Source organism: Micromonospora sp. WMMC264 (genome assembly GCF_027497275.1).
Lineage (GTDB): Bacteria > Actinomycetota > Actinomycetes > Mycobacteriales > Micromonosporaceae > Micromonospora > Micromonospora chalcea.
This window is the reverse complement of the sequence record NZ_CP114907.1, coordinates 5,181,398-5,198,272: the sequence shown is the minus strand read 5'-3', so window position 1 is coordinate 5,198,272 and position 16,875 is coordinate 5,181,398. Positions and strand designations below refer to the sequence as shown.

Sequence of the window (16,875 nt, the reverse complement as noted above, 5' to 3'; positions counted from 1 at the left end):
GGCCGCTCCACGGGGGAACGGCCCGCCCTCTCGCGTGACGCGTCAGCGGCGGATCAGAGGATCGTCCAAGTGTCGCCGCTGCCGAGCAGCGCGGCGAGCTGCTGCTCCGGGGTCTTGTCCACGCTCGCCTTGGCGGCCGCGACCTGCTCCTGCACCACGCTGTCGTAGGAGGGGCGGCCCACCGACCGGAACACGCCGATCGGGGTGTTGCTCAGATCCAGGCCGGGCAGCCGGGACAGCGCGAACGCGTACGCCGGGTCGGCCACGCCCGCGTCGTGCACCACGATCTCCTCGGCCGGCGTGTTCGCGGTCTCCCGGACCTCCAGGCCGAAGCCGCCCGGCGGGTGGACGACGCAGAACTGCCCGTCCTTGCCGAACGTGATCGGCTGCCCGTGCTCCAGCCGGATCAGGAAGTCGTCCCGGGTGGCCGGCTCCTTCAGCGTGTCGAACGCGCCGTCGTTGAAGATGTTGCAGTTCTGGTAGATCTCCACGAACGCGGAGCCCTCGTGCTGGGCGGCGGCCCGCAGCACCGACTGGAGGTGCTTGCGGTCCGAGTCGATCGTCCGGGCCACGAACGTGGCCTCGGCGCCGAGCGCCAGCGACAGCGGGTTGAACGGCGCGTCCGCCGAACCGACCGGCGTCGACTTGGTGATCTTGCCGACCTCGGAAGTCGGCGAGTACTGGCCCTTGGTCAACCCGTAGATCCGGTTGTTGAACAGCAGGATCTTCAGGTTGACGTTGCGGCGCAGCGCGTGGATCAGGTGGTTGCCGCCGATGGAGAGCGCGTCGCCGTCACCGGTGACCACCCAGACCGACAGGTCCGGCCGGGACACCGACAGGCCGGTGGCGATCGCCGGGGCGCGCCCGTGGATCGAGTGCATCCCGTACGTGTTCATGTAGTACGGGAAGCGCGACGAGCAGCCGATGCCCGAGACGAAGACGATGTTCTCCCGGGGGATGTTCAGCTCCGGCATGAAGCCCTGCACGGCCGCCAGGATGGCGTAGTCGCCGCAGCCGGGGCACCAGCGCACCTCCTGGTCGGACTTGAAGTCCTTGGCGGTGAGCTTGAGGGCGACGGGCTCAGACATTCTTCAGGACCTCTTCCAGCATCGTCTCCAGCTCGGCGGCGGTGAACGGCAGACCGCGGACCTGGTTGTAGCCGATCGCGTCGACCAGGTACTTCGCCCGGATCACGTGGGCGAGCTGGCCGAGGTTCATCTCCGGCACGACCACCTTGTCGTACCGGGCCAGCACCTCACCGAGGTTGGCCGGCATCGGGGCCAGGTGCCGCAGGTGCGCCTGGGCCACCGAGTGCCCGCGCTGGCGCAGGCCACGGCAGGCCGCGCCGATCGGGCCGTACGTGGAGCCCCAGCCCAGCACCAGCACCCGGGCGTCGCCGTCCGGGTCCTCCACCTCGACGGCCGGCACCGGGATGGTCTCGATCCGGGCCGCGCGGGTCCGCACCATGAAGTCGTGGTTGGCCGGGTCGTACGAGATGTCGCCGGTCTTGTCGGCCTTCTCCAGGCCGCCGATCCGGTGCTCCAGACCGGCCGTGCCGGGCACCGCCCACGGGCGGGCCAGCGTCTGCGGGTCGCGCAGGTACGGCAGGAAGGTGGTGCCGTCCTCGCCGTTGGGCTTCGTGGCGAACTCGACCCGCAGGTCGGGCAGCGACTCGACGTCCGGCAGCAGCCACGGCTCGGAGCCGTTGGCGACGTAGTTGTCCGACAGCAGGATCACCGGCGTGCGGTAGGTCAGCGCGATCCGGGCCGCCTCCAGCGCCGCGTGGAAGCAGTCCGACGGCGACTTCGGCGCGATCACCGCGACCGGGGCCTCGCCGTGCCGGCCGTACAGGGCCATGTTCAGGTCGGCCTGCTCGGTCTTGGTCGGCATGCCGGTGGACGGTCCGGCCCGCTGCACGTCGACGATGACCAGCGGCAGTTCCAGCGCCACCGCGAGGGAGATCGTCTCGCTCTTCAGCGCCACACCGGGACCGCTCGTCGTGGTGACGCCGAGCGAGCCGCCGTACGACGCGCCGAGCGCCGCACCGACCGCGGCGATCTCGTCCTCGGCCTGCATGGTGACCACGCCGAACTTCTTGTGCTTGCTCAGCTCGTGCAGGATGTCCGAGGCCGGCGTGATCGGGTACGCGCCGAGGAACACCGGCAGCCCGGAGCGCACCCCGGCGGCCACCAGGCCCAGCGACAGCGCCGCGTTGCCGGTGATGTTCCGGTAGGTGCCGGGCAGCATCTTGGCCGGCTTGACCTCGTACCGGACGGAGAAGTCCTCGGTGGTCTCGCCGAAGTTCCAGCCGGCCCGGAACGCGGCCACGTTCGCCGCCACCAGCTCGGGGCGGGCCGCGAACTTGCGCTCCAGGAAGCGCAGCGTGGACTCGTACGGGCGGGAGTACATCCAGCTCAGCAGCCCGAGCGCGAACATGTTCTTGGCGCGCTCGGCGTCCTTCTTGGAGACGTCGTGCTCGGCCAGCGCGCCGATCGTCATCGAGGTGAGCGCCACCGGGTGCACCGCGTACCCGTCGAGCGAGTCGTCGTCCAGCGGGCTGGTCGCGTAGCCGACCTTCGCCAGGTTGCGCCGGGTGAACTCGTCGGTGTTGACGATGATGTCCGCCCCGCGCGGCAGGTCGGCCAGGTTGGCCTTGAGCGCGGCCGGGTTCATCGCCACCAGCACGTTCGGCGCGTCACCCGGGGTCAGGATGTCGTAGTCGGCGAAGTGCACCTGGAAGCTGGAGACGCCGGGGAGGGTGCCGGCGGGGGCGCGGATCTCGGCCGGGAAGTTGGGCAACGTGGAGATGTCGTTGCCCAGCTGCGCCGTCTCCGACGTGAACCGGTCGCCGGTGAGCTGCATGCCGTCGCCGGAGTCCCCGGCGAACCGGATGACCACCCGGTCCAGTTGACGGATCTGCTTGGTCACACCCGCACCTCGCTTCGCTGAGCGCCGTCGCCCCTGCCGGCCCGGCCCGCTCCGATTCTCACGTCAGAGCCTACGTCGCCACGTTAGGGCCACCTTGGTCGAGGTCCGACGTATGGGACTGGTTCGGGCCGCTGTATGCCCCGCTTTGCAGCGTTTAGTACCTGGGTCCGTAACCCAGATCACCACGTATTCATGATCACCGGTCGGTTGCCGGCCGCTCCGGCACCGTGATGTCACTGCGGCGGCGCAGCGAGCGGGTCGCCAGCGTCAGCGCGAGCACGACCAGGAGGCCGGACACGGCGATCAGCGCGATCGCGGTCCGCCGGGTCGAGGCGTCGTCGTCGGCCGGCCCGCCACCGGCGGCGAGCACGCCCTGCGAGGCGGTCGGACCCGGCACGCCCACCGGCGGGGTGGCGTCCGCCGCGGCGGCGCTGATCCGGAAGCTCATCTGCACCTGCCGGTCCCGCCCGCTGCGCGGGTCCAGCCGGCCGATCACCGCGCCGGCCAGCGGGGCACGGCGCTGCGCCTCGGCCGAGGCGGCGAGCGTCAGCCGCAGGGTCGCGGTCCGCCCGGCCGGCAGGACGCCCAGCTCGCACCGGGTCCGGTCGGGCGTCACCGCGGCGCAGCCGCTCCCGGTGTCGCCGGCAGTCACACCGGCCGGCAGGAGCACCTCGACACGGCCCGCGGCGTCGACCTCGCCGGTGTTGCCGAGCCGGACGGTGAGCGTGCTGGGCGCGCCACTGATGTCGAACAGCACCTCGTCGGCGCGCAGCGAGATCCCGGGCACCGGCGGCCCGGGCGGGAAGAGCACCGGGAAGCCCTCGTCGTCGTACGCCGCTCCGCTGACCCCCGGCGCGACGGCGGTGACCTGCACGGAACCGGTCAGCGGCATGGTCCGCCAGGCGTCGCCGTCGACCCGTACCCGGATGGTCGCGCTGAACCGGGCGCCCGGCTCGGCGTCCCACCCGACGCAGCTGTGGTTGGCGCCGCCGGTCGGCTGGCAGCCCGGCGTGCCCGCGTCGGTCAGCCCGGGCGGCAGCGTGTAGGCGAGCGTGATCCGCTCCGCCCGGCCGCCGGTGTTCGTCACCGTCACCCGCAGCGTGGCAACCGTGCTGTCGGCGTTCCAGTAGTCGGGCGTGAGCACCACGTCCTCGGTGTTCACCCGTACCCCGAGCGGCCCGCCGGGCGGCTGGGCCGAGGGCGGCGGCGGGGGCTGGACCGGCGGCACGACCGGCGGCGGCGCGCTGGTGGTGTTCGGGGCCGCGCTGGTCGGCGCCGGTTCGACGGGCGGGCTGCTGACCGGCGGGGCCGGCGCGGTGGTGACCGGCGGCGGAGGCGTGCTCGGGGGTGGCGGCGCCTCGGTGGGCGGCGGTGCGGGCGAGCTGGTTCCCGGGTCCGCGGTGGGGACCGGTTCGGTCGGCTCGCCGGCCGGATCGGCGGGTTCGATCACCCGGGCCAGGCCGGCCGGACCTCCGGTGGCGGCCGTGGCTCCGGCCGGCACCACCGCCACCGCCGCCGCGACCAACGCGGGCACCAGCAGTGCGAGGGTACGACGGAGCGCGGCCCGCCGAACGGGTCGAACGCGCAGGCGGGCCATCTGTCCTCCGGGGCGGGTCAAGGTGTCCCATTATTCGGTGATGCTTGCCATCAGGCACTAGTCCTGCCAGGAAACGAATTCGTAACGTGTCCGGGACATCTGGACGGGACCGGTACGCTCCGCTCGTGACCGGATATCTCGGCTCGTACGCCACGCTCGGTCTGCTGCTGCTCGCCGCCGTGCTCTTCTTCGTGACGGCGTTCTCCGCGAACCGGGTGTTACGTCCGAGCCGCCCGGCCGAGCCGTGGGGCAAACGGGCCACGTACGAGTGCGGCATCGACCCGGTCGGCGGCGACTGGGCCCAGATGCAGATCCGCTACTACGTCTACGCCTACCTGTACGTGCTCTTCGCGGTCGAGGCGGTCTTCCTGTTCCCCTGGGCGCTGGTGTTCGACCGGCCCGGCTTCGGCGCCACCACCGTGGTCGAGATGGGCGTCTTCGTGGCGATCGTCGCGCTCGGCATCCTCTACGCCTGGCGGCGCGGCGTCCTGCGCTGGACCTGACCCGTCAGGCGCCGCGCGTCACCTGACCTCCTAGGCCAGCCCGCGCCGGGTCGCCGCCGGCGGCCGGTCGCCCCGGATCGAGGCCACCATGTCCAGCACCCGGCGGGTCTCGCGGACCTGGTGGGCGCGGAACACCCGGGCGCCGAGCCAGGCCGAGACCGCGGTGGCGGCGAGCGTCCCCTCCAGCCGCTCGGGCACCGGCAGGTCGAGCGTCTCGCCGATGAAGTCCTTGTTCGACAGGGCCACCAGCAGCGGCCAGCCGGTGTCGGACAGCTCCGCCAGCCGCCGGGTGATCTCCAGCGAGTGCCGGGTGTTCTTGCCGAAGTCGTGCGCCGGGTCGATCAGGATGCCGTCCCGGCGTACGCCCAGCCCGGCCGCGCGTTCGGCCAGCCCGGTCACCGTGGCGAGCACGTCGGCCACCACGTCGTCGAAGTGGGCCCGGTGCGGCCGGGTACGCGGCGCGAGCCCGCCGGCGTGCGAGCAGACCAGCCCGGCGCCGGTCGCCGCGGCGACCCGGGCCAGCGCCGGATCCGCCCCCGACCAGGTGTCGTTGAGCAGGTCCGCGCCGGCCGCCACCGCCTCCACCGCCACCTCGGCCCGCCAGGTGTCGATGGAGACGACCACCTCGGGGAAGGCGGACCGGACCGCGGCGATGGTGTCCACCGTCCGCCGGATCTCCTCGGCCACGTCCACCTCGTCGCCCGGGCCGGCCTTCACCCCGCCGATGTCGATGATCTCGGCGCCCTCGTCGACCGCGCGCTCCACCGCGCGCAGCGCGCTGTCCTGGGCGAACGTGGCGCCCCGGTCGAAGAACGAGTCGGGCGTGCGGTTGACGATCGCCATCACCACCAGCTCACCGGGGCCGAACGTCCGTCCGCCCAGCCGCAACGCCCCGGTCATGCCCGCCTCCTCGTCGCCGGCGCTCGCCGGCCGGTCCGACGCTATCCGGTCCCGTGCGCGCCACCCCTGCCGGTCCCGTGCGTCGGACGCATTTACCGACCGGACGTCCCGGAGGGCTCGCCCGATCCCGGCCCGCATGCCACGATCTGTGCATGGGTGAGGTTCTGCTCCTCTTGGTCGTCGCGCTGACAGTCGCGGCGGTGGTGTTCGGCGTGACGGTGCTGGTCTCCGGCAAGGATCCGGGCCTGACACCGGCCGAGCCGGACGGGCGGGCCGTGCCCCTGCCGGGCAGCCGTCCGCTCGACGAGTCGGACGTGACAGGCGTCCGCTTCGACACGGCGCTGCGCGGCTACCGGATGGCCCAGGTCGACTCCGCGCTGCGCCGCGCGGCGTACGACATCGGCTACAAGTCCGAGCTGATCAGCGTGTTGGAGGCGGAGAACGCGGCCCTGCGCGACGGCCGCACCGAGGACGCCGACGCGCTGCGCCGGGCGCGCGAGGAGGCCGCCGCGACCCGGCCCGAGACCGAGCAGGCGGTCGACCCGTCCGACCCGGAGCCGGTGGTGATCGACCTGTCCGCGCCCGAGCAGCCGTCCCGTACCGACGCCGACGGACAGCCGGGAGGCACCCCGGCCGAGCCGGGCGTGGCGGAGGCCCCCGCCGCCGCGGCGACCGAGGACACCGTCTCCCCGGCGAACGGGATCGCTGCCGGCTCGGCCGACGACGACCGGGAGCGCGGTTCGGTGGTCCGGTCGGAGTCCGCGTGACCGGCGCCGGCCGCCCGGCCGACGACTTCACCGAGGCGTCCCGGCGCGGCGCCGGCGAGGTCACCGCCACCGTGATCGTCGACGCGCCGGCCGATCGCGTCTTCGCCGCGCTCACCGCCTGGGAACGCCAGTCGGACTGGATCCCCCTGACCCGGGTCCGGGTGGTCGAGGGTGACGGCGGCGAGGGCAGCCTGGTCGAGGCGGTCACCGCGCTCGGCCCGGCCGTGCTCCGGGACGAGATGCGTGTGGTCCGGGTCGACGCCCCGTACGAGGTCGGCGTGGTGCACTGCGGCAAGTTGCTGCGCGGCCCCGGCGTGCTGCGCTGCACCCCGATGGACCGCGACCGCACCCAGGTGGTCTGGCACGAGTGGTTCCACCTGCCGGGTGGCCCGGCCGGGCGGGTGGCCTGGCCGGTGCTCTGGCCCGGCTCGAAGTTCAGCCTCACCCAGGCGTTGAAGAAGTTCGCCCGGCTGGTCGAGCAGGGCCGGCTGCCCTGACCGGCGGTCGGCGCGGCGGGGCTGTCGGTGGCCCGGCCTATCGTGGACGCCGTGACTGACCTGGTGAACGGCCCCGACGGGCTGCCGCGCTGCGCGTGGGGAGCGAGCACCCCCGACTACGCCGTCTACCACGACGAGGAGTGGGGCCGGCCGCTGCGCGGCGACGACGCGCTCTACGAGCGGCTGACGCTGGAGGCGTTCCAGTCCGGCCTGTCCTGGCTGACCATCCTGCGCAAGCGGCAGGCGTTCCGGGACGCCTTCGCCGGGTTCCGGATCGAGTCGGTGGCCCGCTACGGCGAGTCCGACGTGGCCCGGCTGATGGCCGACGCGGGGATCGTCCGCAACCGGGCCAAGATCGAGGCGGCGATCGCCAACGCCCGGGCCGCGTCGGAGCTGCCCGAGGGCCTCTCCGCGCTGCTCTGGTCGTTCGCGCCGCCGCCCCGGGCGGCGCGCCCCCGGTCCTTCGCCGAGGTGCCGGCCACCAGCCCGGAGTCCGCCGCGATGGCCAAGGCGCTCAAGAAGCGGGGCTTCCGGTTCGTCGGCCCCACCACCGCCTACGCGCTGATGCAGGCCACCGGCATGGTCGACGACCACCTGGCCGACTGTCACGTGAGCGGTGACCGGGCCGGGGTGTGACCGAGCGCGCCACCTCCGGCGTGATGGGATTGGGACATGACCGACACCGAGCCGCGTACGAGCGGGACGACCGACGGTGAGACCACTACCGGCGCCTGGGCGGTGCTGCTGCCCGCCGAGCACTTCGAGGCCGAGCGGCTGGTGCACCACGACGTGCTGGAGCTGACCGGGCCGGCCGCAGCGGCTCGCCCGCGCCCCGGCGACCGGGTGGCGGTGCTGGTCGACGAGCCGCTGCGGCTGGTCGCGCTCGGCCGGGTCGCGCTCGCGGCGTCCGGGACCCGGGAGGACCCGGACGATCCGCAGTCCGACCTGGCGGCCGGGCCGCTCGTGGTCGCGTACACCCGGCGGGCGCTGGACGAGCCGGTTCCGGTCGACGGCCCGGCGCCGGACGGACCGGTGGTCGCGCTCGACCCGGCCCGCTGGCGGGCGCTGGCCGACCGGCTCGGCCCGCCGCCGGCCCGCAGCACCTGGCTGGTCAGCCTGGACCTGCCGATCGAGGCGGCGTCGCGGGCCGAGGCGGTCCGGATCTTCTGGTCCTACGTGCAGGAGCTGGGCCCGCGGGAGCTGCCGGCGTTCGTCTCGCCCTACGGCGACGAGCTGGCCATGCAGGCGTTCGTGCTCGGCGTCGAGGCCAACCAGGATCCCGAAGAGGACGACTGACCCCCCGTCCCGGGCGGTAGCGTCCGGGACGAGGGCCGGCGCCGGCCGGCGTGGTCAAGGGGGTGCCATGCGGTTCCGGGACAGGGTCGTGCTGGTGACCGGCGGAGCGTCCGGCCTGGGCGAGGCGACGGCGCGCCGGTTCGCCGCCGAGGGCGGCAAGCTGGTGATCGCGGACATCAACACCGAGGGCGCCGAACGGGTGGCGTCGAGCCTGCCGGACGCGCTCGCGGTGACCATGGACACCGGCGACGCCACCTCCGTCGAGCGTGGCATCGCCGAGGCGGTCGCGCGGTACGGCCGGCTCGACGTGATCTTCAACAATGCCGGCATCGACGGGCAGCAGCAGGCGCTGCACGAGATGGACCTGGCGAACTGGGAGAAGGTCCGCCGGATCAACGGCGACGGCGTGTTCTACGTGCTGCGGTACGGCATCGACGCGATGCTGCGCTCCGGCGGCGGCGCGATCGTCAACACCTCGTCCACGGCCGGGCTGACCGCGCAGGACAACATCTCGCCGTACACGTTCACCAAGGCCGGCATCGTCGGGCTGACCCGGTCCGCGGCCGTCGAGTACGCCGCCCGGGGCGTACGGGTCAACGCGGTCGCCCCGACAGTGGTGATGACCCCGCTCGTGGAGCACTTCATCGCGAACGCGCCGGACCCGGAGCAGATGCGCCGGCAGATGGAGTCGTTCAACCCGAAGCCCGGCATCCCGACCGCCGACGACGTGGCGGGCGTGGTGCTCTTCCTCGCCTCCGACGACGCGGCCTGGGTCACCGGGCACACGATCCCCATCGACGGCGGCTACGTGGCCCGCTGAGCGGGCGCGCGAGGGGTGCCCGGCGCCCGCCCCGGCCCGGTTCAGCGGCCCTCGAAGACCGGCTTCTGCTTGTTGACGAACGCCTTGGTGGCGGCGTGGTGGTCGGCGGTGGCGCCGCAGATCGCCTGCGCCTGCGCCTCGGCGGCCAGCGCGTCGGCGAGCGTGCCGGCGTCGGCGATGGAGAGCTGGCGCTTGATCGCCCCGTACGCGACGGTCGGGCCGGCGGCGAGCCGCGCGGCCAGCTCCTGCGCGGCCGGGAGCACCTGCTCGTCGTCGTCCACCAGCCGGTTCAGCAGGCCCAGCCGGCAGGCGTCGTCGGCGCTCACCGGCTCGGCGAGCATCAGCAGCTCGACGGCCTTGGCGTGGCCGACCAGCCGGGGCAGCGTCCAGGACGCGCCGGTGTCGGCGGCCAGCCCCACCCCGGCGAAGGCCATCAGGAAACGGGTCTTCGGGCCGCCGATGCGGAAGTCGGCGAGCAGGGCCAGTGAGGCGCCCGCCCCGGCGGCCATGCCGCGCACCGCGGCGACCACCGGCTTGGGCAGGTTGGCCAGCCGGGCGGCGATCGGGTTGTAGTGCGCCCGGACCGTGCCCAGCGGGTCGGCGTCGGCCGAGTCCAGCGTCTGCACGTGCTCGCGCAGGTCCTGCCCGGCGCTGAACGAGCCGCCCGCGCCGGTCAGCACCACGGCCCGGCAGGAGCGGTCGGTCTCCAGCTCGGCCAGGGTGTCCCGGAGCGCCTCCTTGAGCGCCACGTCGAGCGAGTTCATCGCCGTCGGGCGGTTCAGCGTCAGGGTGACGACGGCGTCGGTGCGGTCGACGAGCAGCGGCTCGGTCACGTTTCTAACGACCCTTCTGTCGTGCCAGGCGGTTGCTCGCGTCGAGGCACTGCTCGACGTACCGGTCGGCGGCCGGCCGGAGCCGGGCGGCGTGCCGGTCGAAGAAGCTGGCCGCGCTGGTGCCCGGCCACCGCTCGGGTAGCAGCGCCGGTGGCAGCTGCGGGTCCCGGAACAGGAACGTACGCCACGCGTGCACGAGCCGGAACCGGGCCGCGTACGCGTCCTCGTCGCTGCTGCGCACCGTGACGCCGGACAGGAGCGGCTTCTGCTCGGCGACGAAACGCTCGTACGCCCGGCCGATCTCGGCCAGGTCCCACGCGCGGCGGACCACGCCCATCGCGCCGGGCGTGCCGGAGGTGTGGGCGGCGGTGAACCGCTCGTAGCGCACGCCCGCCTCGTCGAGCAGCAGGTCGACGTCCTCGCCGGCACGGGTGGCGACCCAGGTGCAGTCGTCGAGCGTGCCGTAGCCGAGGAAGCTGAGGTTGGCGGCGAGCCGCTGCCGGTCGCGGCGGGACGCGGGCGGGGTGAGCACCAGGAGGTCGAACCGTCCGTCCCAGCTGTGCCGTCCGGTCCGGTAGATCCGCGACGCCGCCTCGTCGAGTCGACGGGCCGCCTTCGGGGTGATCGAATACCCGGGTCCGGAGGCGAGCCGGAGTGGTTCCAGCCAGCCCTGGCGGACCATCCGGCTGACCGCGGTGCGCACCGCCGGTGGGGCGATCCCGAGCGGGGCGAGCAGCTTGACCAGGGCGGCGACGGGTGCGCGGCCACCTCGGGCCCGGAGGTGGTCGCCGTACAGGTCGAAGAGTGCCGACCGTGCCTGCATGACCGCACATTGTGACAGGCCTATCCAAGATAAGCTAGATGCTGTTACATCAATGCTGCTTCGGTTTGGGTCCGGCGGTGTTCATCAGGGAAAATCGTTGGTCGAGCCTCCCGTGATGGTTGCGGTTGGCGTTGGCGAAGTGGCTGTGGGGCAACTCACCGACCCTGGTGTAGGTCTGAGGGGAGACAACATGGCGGCGATGAAGCCGCGGACGGGCGACGGTCCGCTGGAAGTCACCAAGGAGGGCCGGGGCATCGTCATGCGTGTCCCGCTGGAGGGTGGTGGCCGGCTCGTCGTCGAGATGACTCCCGACGAGGCCACCGCGCTGGGTGACGCGCTGAAGGCGGCAGCGGGCTGATTCGAGGAGTGTCCGCGTGGCGTCCGCCGCGCGGGCGGTTCGTCATACCCTGAGCCACCGGCACCGCCGGTGGCTCAGGGCCTTCCTCTGCGGGTGAGCGATGAAACGTCCCCGTTGAAACCATTTCGGAGGTACGGTCCAGCGTGCTGGTCATTCGTCTGGTGAGTGGGCCCGCGGGGTCCGACGCTCTCGTCCTGCCCGTCCGTCCCGGGAAGCCCGACTCCGCGGACTCGTCCGGCTCTCCGGCCGAACTGGTCCCGACCGCCGTCGCGCCCGGCGACGACGTCCGGGCCGAGGCCGCCGCCCTGCTGCCCGCCACCCGGCTCACCGGCGCCGCCGGTGAGGTACGCGAGCACCTGCGTCCCGGCGGCGCTCCGGCACGGCTGTGGCTGCTCGGCGTCGGGTCCGGCGACGAGCGCGACTGGCGCACCGCGGGCGCCGCGCTGGCCCGCGCGGCGAAGGATGAGACGCAGATCACCATCGCGCTTCCCGGCGAGGCGACCGAGGCGCTGCGCGGCCTGGCCGAGGGCCTGCTGCTCGGCTCGTACCGCTTCCGCCTCACCGAGTCCGGCGGACGCCCGGCCCTGGCCGAGGCGCTGGTGCTCGTCGACGACCCGGAGGCGCTCGCGGGCACGCTCGACGCCGCCCGGACCACCGCCGAGATGACCCGCCTGGCCCGGGACCTCACGAACACGCCCTCGTCCACCAAGAACCCGGAGTGGTTCGCCGAGCAGGTGGCCGGCGCCGCGTCCGGCCGGACCGGCCTGCACCTGCGGGTACGCGGTCCGCAGGAGCTGGCGGCCGAGGGCTTCGGCGGCATCCTGGCCGTCGGCGGCGGCTCCGCCAGCGGCCCCCGCCTGGTCGAGCTGGACTGGCGGCCCGACGACGCGCGCACCCACGTGGTCCTCGTCGGCAAGGGCATCACGTTCGACACCGGCGGCATCTCGATCAAACCGGTGCCCGCCATGAAGCTCATGCGCAAGGACATGGCCGGCGCCGCCGCGGTGATCGCCGCGACGCTCGGCGCTGCCGAACTGGGGCTGCCGGTACGGGTCACCACGCTGGCCCCGCTCGCCGAGAACATGGTCAGCGGGTCGGCGTTCCGCCCCGGCGACGTGATCCGGCACTACGGCGGGCTGACCAGCGAGAGCACCAACTCCGACGCGGAGGGCCGGCTGGTCCTCGCCGACGCGATGGCGTACGCGGTCCGCGAGCTGAAGCCCGACCTGCTGATCGACCTGGCCACGCTGACCGGCGCGAACGCGGTGGCCCTCGGCAAGCGGCACGCGGCGCTCTACAGCGAGAACGACGCCCTGGCCGGCGACCTGCTCGACGCGATCACCGCGGCCGGTGAGCGGGCCTGGCGGATGCCGCTCGCCGACGACTACGTCGAACACCTGGCCAGCGACGTCGCCGACCTGCACAGCTCACCGGCGCAGGGCGCCGGCTCGGTGGTGGCCGCGCTGTACCTGCGGGAGTTCACCGGTGACCTGCGGGACCGGTGGGCGCACCTGGACATGTCCGCGCCGTCGTGGTCCGACGACACGCACGGCGAACTGGTCAAGGGCGCCACCGGCTGGGGCGTACGCGGGTTGCTGCGCTGGCTGGCGACGCTGGGCTGAATCAGGCGTGCCGGGGCATGATTCAGCTCTTCACGGCGGCGAGCAGGCCGTGGCCGACCGGCAGCAGCGCGGGCACCCAGTTCTCCGACTCGCGGATCGCCTTGATGGCCTCCCGCACGGTGACCGTCTCGACGTCCCGCGCGGCCGGATCCCCGACCCGGCCGGCCGCGAGCGCGCCGTTGAGCGCGAGCACCCCGCCGGGGCGCAGCAGCCGCAGCGCCGCGTCCACGTACGCGGCGAAGCCGGTGGCCGCCGCGTCCACGAAGACCAGGTCGTAGGCGCCGTCCGCGAGGCGGGGCAGCACGTCGAGGGCCCGGCCGGTGATGATCCGGGTACGCCCCGACGGGAAACCCGCCTCCTGGAACAGCCGCCGGGCGATGCGCTGGTACTCCACCTCGACGTCGATCGTGGTGAGCACCCCGTCCGGGCGCATGCCGCGCAGCAGCCAGATGCCGCTCACCCCGGTGCCGGTGCCGATCTCCACCACCGCCCGGGCGTTGCCGGCGGCGGCGAGCAGCCGCAGGGCGGCTCCCGACCCGGGCGTGACCGCCTCCAGGCCCACCTCGTGGGCGAGGGCGCGGGCCGTGCGCAGCACGAGGTCCTCGGTGACGTACGACTCGGCGAAGTGAAGCGCCTGGGCCGTCGAACTGCCGTGACCGGCGACCGTGGCGATGGGACACCTCCGGGGGCGGACTGGTGCGAGGGGCGGTATGCACTGTGAGCGTAGAGGCGGGCCGGTACCCGCGCAGCCGCGAGTCCGCTGTGAAGCGGTCACGGAGGGCAACCCCTGACTCCATTCGCGTCATCCGTGTAATCCTGGATGCGTCCCGCGCGTCACGGTCGTCCGGCTCCGCCGGTCTCCGGCGCGGGGCGAGGGGGACGGAGTGGGAGGCACCGACGTGACCGACGGCTGGGACTGGCGCCGGCCCGGCGGATCACCGGCACCGGGTGGACCGGCGCCGGGACGACCCGCGCAGGACGCCCCGGGTCAGGCGACGTCGCCGTGGTGGTCGGACGCGCTCGCCGACCCGTGGCGGGACCCGTACGCGCCGGCCGCCGTGGTCGTTCCGGCGGCGCCGACACCGGGCGCGGGTGAGCCGGAGCCGGTCACCGATCCGGACCTGCCGACCCGGCCGGGACTGCGCCAGATGGTGCTGATTTCCCTGGTCACCGCGTTGCTGGCCGGTTCCCTGGGCAGCGCCCTGACGTACGCCCTCCTGCGCGGCGGTGACGTGCCGACGCTCGGCGCGCAGTCGGGGCAGGCCCCGGCGCTGGCCCAGCGCAAGCCCGAGTCGCTCGCGGGCGTCGCCGAGCGGGTCCTGCCCAGCGTGGTCACCATCCGGGTGGTCAGTCTCGGCGGCACCAGCGAGGGCTCCGGCTTCGTGGTCAGCGCCGAGGGGCACATCGTCACGAACGACCACGTGGTCGCCGACGGCCCCGGAAAGGCGACGGTCGTGTTCAACGACGGCAGCACCGCCGCGGGCACCGTGGTCGGGCAGGACCCGGAGTCGGACATCGCAGTGATCAAGGTCTCCCGCTCCGGGCTGACGCCGGTGCAGTTCGGCGACTCCGACGCGCTCGCTGTCGGTGACCCGGTGCTCGCGATCGGCTCGCCGCTGTCGCTCGCCAACACCGTCACCGCCGGCATCGTGAGCGCGCTGGACCGGACGATGCAGGCCGGCGAGCCGGGCGGGCCGACCCGCTACTACGCGGCGATCCAGACCGACGCCGCGGTCAACCACGGCAACTCCGGCGGCCCGCTCGTGGACGGCGCCGGCCGGGTGGTCGGGGTGAACTCGACGATCAAGTCACTGGTGGCCGACGGGCAGGAGGCCGGCAACATCGGTCTCGCCTTCGCCATCCCGATCAACCAGGCGAAGCGGATCACCGAGGACATCATCGGCACCGGCAAGGCCCGGCGTACGGTGATCGGCGCCCAGGTCGGCGGCACCGGCGCCACCGGCGGCGGGGTACGCCTCAACGCGGTCGAGCCGGCCGGTCCGGCGGCGGCCGCCGGGCTGCGCACCGGGGACGTGGTGCTGCGGCTGGACGGCCATCCGATGACCGACCCGACCGATCTGGTGGCGCTGGTGCGCAAGTACGCGCCCGGGTCGGTGGTGACTGTCGAGTACCGGCGGGGGTCGGCGCGGCAGAACGCCTCGGTGACGCTCGCCGCCGACGCGAAGTGAGCACCGGTCACCCCCTCCCGGATGGTCACCTGACGTGCGTAGTCTTGCCGTGGACACGGACGAGGAGGCCGCGGTGTTCGAGAACCTGAACTGGTGGGAGATCGGCGTCCTGCTGCTCCTGGCGCTGTTGATCTTCGGGGACCGGCTGCCCAACGTCATCAACGACGGTCTCCGGATGGTCCGCAACCTGCGCAGCATGGCGCGCAACGCCACCGGCGACCTGAGCCGCGAGCTGGGTACGGACATCCAGCTGGAGGACCTGCACCCCAAGGCGTTCATCCGCAAGCACCTGCTCAGCGAGGACGACGAGCAGGCGATCCGCAAGCCGCTGCAGAGCATGTACGACAACCTGCGCTCGGACGTCACCGGCGTGCACGACGAGCTGAAGGACGTCGCGAAGGCCGCCGACCTGCGTACCCCCAGCGTCGCGACCAGCACCCCCACCCCGCCGGCCCCCCGCCCGTCCTACGACGACGCCACCTGACCCGGAAAAGGGACCGCCCCCTCTCGCGTGCGGCGGGAAGGGGCGGTTGGGGAGCGGTGGGAGCTAGCGGCCGGCGGGCTTCAGGCCCAGGGGCTTGCCGAGCAGGGACTCGCGACGCACGGCCAGGCGGTCGGCGACCTGGAACAGGGCCTTCGCGGCGGGAGCGTCCGGCTGCGCCAGCACGATCGGCTGACCGGCGTCGCCGCCCTCGCGTACCCGGGTGTCCAGCGGGATCTGCCCCAGCACCGGCACCTGCGCGCCGATGGTCCGGGTCAGCGACTCGGCCACCGCCGCGCCGCCACCGGCCCCGAAGACCTCCATCCGGGAGCCGTCCGGCATCTCCAGCCACGACATGTTCTCGATGACGCCGACCACCCGCTGGTGGGTCTGCAACGCGATCGCGCCGGCCCGCTCGGCCACCTCCGCGGCGGCCGCCTGCGGCGTGGTGACCACCAGGATCTCCGCGTTCGGCAGCAACTGGGCCACCGAGATCGCGATGTCGCCGGTGCCCGGCGGCAGGTCGAGCAGGAGGACGTCCAGGTCGCCCCAGTAGACGTCGGCGAGGAACTGCTGGAGCGCCCGGTGCAGCATCGGCCCGCGCCAGACCACGGCGGCGTTGCCGGGGGTGAACATGCCGATCGAGATGACCTTCACGCCGTGCGACTGCGGCGGCATGATCATGTCTTCGACGCGGGTCGGCGCGCCGTCGGCGCCGAGCATCCGGGGCACCGAGTGGCCGTAGATGTCCGCGTCCACCACGCCCACCGAGAGGCCCCGCGACGCCAGCGCGGCGGCCAGGTTGACGGTCACGCTCGACTTGCCGACACCGCCCTTGCCGCTGGCCACCGCGTAGACGCGGGTCCGCGAGCCGGGCTGGGCGAACGGGATCACCGGCTCGGCAGTGGCGCCACCGCCGCGCAGCTTCGACTGCAGCTCCTGGCGCTGCTCCGGGCTCATCACCCCGAAGACGATCTCCACGCCGCTCACGCCGGGCACCGCGCCCACGGCGGCGGTGATGTCGCTGCGCAGCTTGTCCTTCAGCGGGCAGCCGGCCACGGTGAGCAGCAGCTCCACCCGGACCACGCCGTCGTCGTCCCGCTCGGCGGACTGGACCATGCCGAGTTCGGTGATCGGCCGGCGGATCTCCGGGTCGTTGACGGTGGCCAGGGCGGCCTGGATCGCGTCGGAGACGGTGCTGACGGGTGCTGACATGCCCGCAATGCTACGTCGCGGGTCATCGGCCACCGCCGCTGGCGGG

General features: G+C 73.5%; 18 protein-coding genes. 10 read left to right on the top strand and 8 right to left on the bottom strand.

The annotated features are described in order from the left end of the window. Positions 1-53: 53 nt before the first annotated feature. The 3 genes from O7542_RS22765 to O7542_RS22755 form a co-directional block, all read right to left on the bottom strand. Entirely contained in the window at positions 54-1,088 is a 1,035-nt protein-coding gene (locus O7542_RS22765; RefSeq protein ID WP_043326944.1) for a 2-oxoacid:ferredoxin oxidoreductase subunit beta, read from the bottom strand. Beyond that, positions 1,081-2,928, bottom strand: coding sequence for a 2-oxoacid:acceptor oxidoreductase subunit alpha (locus O7542_RS22760; protein ID WP_113972096.1), 1,848 nt, complete (start codon positions 2,926-2,928; stop codon positions 1,081-1,083). The genes O7542_RS22765 and O7542_RS22760 overlap by 8 nt, the downstream gene beginning before the upstream one ends. 196 nt (positions 2,929-3,124) lie before the next feature. Next, on the bottom strand, positions 3,125-4,462 hold the full coding sequence (locus O7542_RS22755) for a hypothetical protein (RefSeq protein WP_281605179.1): 1,338 nt from the start codon (positions 4,460-4,462) through the stop codon (positions 3,125-3,127). 188 nt (positions 4,463-4,650) lie between these two features. Between O7542_RS22755 and O7542_RS22750 the strand changes: the two genes are divergently transcribed. After that, positions 4,651-5,028 (top strand): NADH-quinone oxidoreductase subunit A, encoded by a 378-nt coding sequence (locus O7542_RS22750; RefSeq protein ID WP_030501070.1) that lies wholly within the window; start codon positions 4,651-4,653, stop codon positions 5,026-5,028. Positions 5,029-5,058: 30 nt separating this feature from the next. Here the strand turns inward: O7542_RS22750 and folP are convergent, their stop codons facing one another. Beyond that, positions 5,059-5,928 (bottom strand): dihydropteroate synthase, encoded by an 870-nt coding sequence (gene folP / locus O7542_RS22745; RefSeq protein WP_104115123.1) that lies wholly within the window; start codon positions 5,926-5,928, stop codon positions 5,059-5,061. A gap of 152 nt (positions 5,929-6,080) precedes the next feature. Here folP and O7542_RS22740 point away from each other — a divergent pair, with 152 nt between their 5' ends. The 5 genes from O7542_RS22740 to O7542_RS22720 all read left to right on the top strand — a co-directional run bounded on the left by O7542_RS22740 (position 6,081) and on the right by O7542_RS22720 (position 9,308). After that, positions 6,081-6,695 carry a DivIVA domain-containing protein gene (locus O7542_RS22740; RefSeq protein ID WP_104115122.1) on the top strand — a complete coding sequence of 205 codons (615 nt, stop codon included), beginning with the start codon at positions 6,081-6,083 and terminating at the stop codon, positions 6,693-6,695. Next, the gene (locus tag O7542_RS22735) at positions 6,692-7,192 is read left to right on the top strand and encodes an SRPBCC family protein (RefSeq protein ID WP_043326933.1); all 501 of its coding nucleotides are present in this window, start codon (positions 6,692-6,694) and stop codon (positions 7,190-7,192) included. The genes O7542_RS22740 and O7542_RS22735 overlap by 4 nt, the downstream gene beginning before the upstream one ends. Before the next feature lie 51 nt (positions 7,193-7,243). Then, positions 7,244-7,828 (top strand): DNA-3-methyladenine glycosylase I, encoded by a 585-nt coding sequence (locus O7542_RS22730; protein WP_064447752.1) that lies wholly within the window; start codon positions 7,244-7,246, stop codon positions 7,826-7,828. Between the two features lie 36 nt (positions 7,829-7,864). Then, positions 7,865-8,488, top strand: coding sequence for a hypothetical protein (locus O7542_RS22725; RefSeq protein ID WP_281605178.1), 624 nt, complete (start codon positions 7,865-7,867; stop codon positions 8,486-8,488). A 67-nt stretch (positions 8,489-8,555) separates the two neighbouring features. Then, a complete protein-coding gene (locus O7542_RS22720; RefSeq protein ID WP_043326929.1) occupies positions 8,556-9,308 on the top strand; it encodes a glucose 1-dehydrogenase in 753 nt (250 codons plus the stop codon). Between the two features lie 41 nt (positions 9,309-9,349). Here the strand turns inward: O7542_RS22720 and O7542_RS22715 are convergent, their stop codons facing one another. Further along, the gene (locus O7542_RS22715) at positions 9,350-10,141 is read right to left on the bottom strand and encodes an enoyl-CoA hydratase-related protein (RefSeq protein WP_043326927.1); all 792 of its coding nucleotides are present in this window, start codon (positions 10,139-10,141) and stop codon (positions 9,350-9,352) included. A 4-nt stretch (positions 10,142-10,145) separates the two neighbouring features. Then, positions 10,146-10,964, bottom strand: a complete 819-nt coding sequence (locus tag O7542_RS22710) for a PaaX family transcriptional regulator C-terminal domain-containing protein (RefSeq protein WP_043326925.1) — start codon at positions 10,962-10,964, stop codon at positions 10,146-10,148. Between the two features lie 190 nt (positions 10,965-11,154). On the opposite strand from O7542_RS22710, the gene O7542_RS22705 reads away from it, so the two are divergent. Further along, the gene (locus O7542_RS22705) at positions 11,155-11,322 is read left to right on the top strand and encodes a DUF3117 domain-containing protein (RefSeq protein ID WP_013283866.1); all 168 of its coding nucleotides are present in this window, start codon (positions 11,155-11,157) and stop codon (positions 11,320-11,322) included. A 143-nt stretch (positions 11,323-11,465) separates the two neighbouring features. Further along, on the top strand, positions 11,466-12,944 hold the full coding sequence (locus O7542_RS22700; protein WP_166455793.1) for a leucyl aminopeptidase family protein: 1,479 nt from the start codon (positions 11,466-11,468) through the stop codon (positions 12,942-12,944). Between the two features lie 22 nt (positions 12,945-12,966). Here O7542_RS22700 and O7542_RS22695 read toward each other — a convergent pair whose 3' ends face one another. Beyond that, on the bottom strand, positions 12,967-13,617 hold the full coding sequence (locus tag O7542_RS22695) for an O-methyltransferase (RefSeq protein WP_255358665.1): 651 nt from the start codon (positions 13,615-13,617) through the stop codon (positions 12,967-12,969). Between the two features lie 211 nt (positions 13,618-13,828). Between O7542_RS22695 and O7542_RS22690 the strand changes: the two genes are divergently transcribed. Beyond that, on the top strand, positions 13,829-15,133 hold the full coding sequence (locus O7542_RS22690; protein ID WP_176722725.1) for a trypsin-like peptidase domain-containing protein: 1,305 nt from the start codon (positions 13,829-13,831) through the stop codon (positions 15,131-15,133). Between the two features lie 73 nt (positions 15,134-15,206). Beyond that, positions 15,207-15,617, top strand: coding sequence for a preprotein translocase subunit TatB (locus O7542_RS22685; protein ID WP_043330672.1), 411 nt, complete (start codon positions 15,207-15,209; stop codon positions 15,615-15,617). A 63-nt stretch (positions 15,618-15,680) separates the two neighbouring features. On the opposite strand, the gene O7542_RS22680 is transcribed toward O7542_RS22685, so the two are convergent. Continuing rightward, the gene (locus O7542_RS22680) at positions 15,681-16,829 is read right to left on the bottom strand and encodes an Mrp/NBP35 family ATP-binding protein (RefSeq protein ID WP_030501083.1); all 1,149 of its coding nucleotides are present in this window, start codon (positions 16,827-16,829) and stop codon (positions 15,681-15,683) included. Positions 16,830-16,875 lie beyond the last annotated feature (46 nt).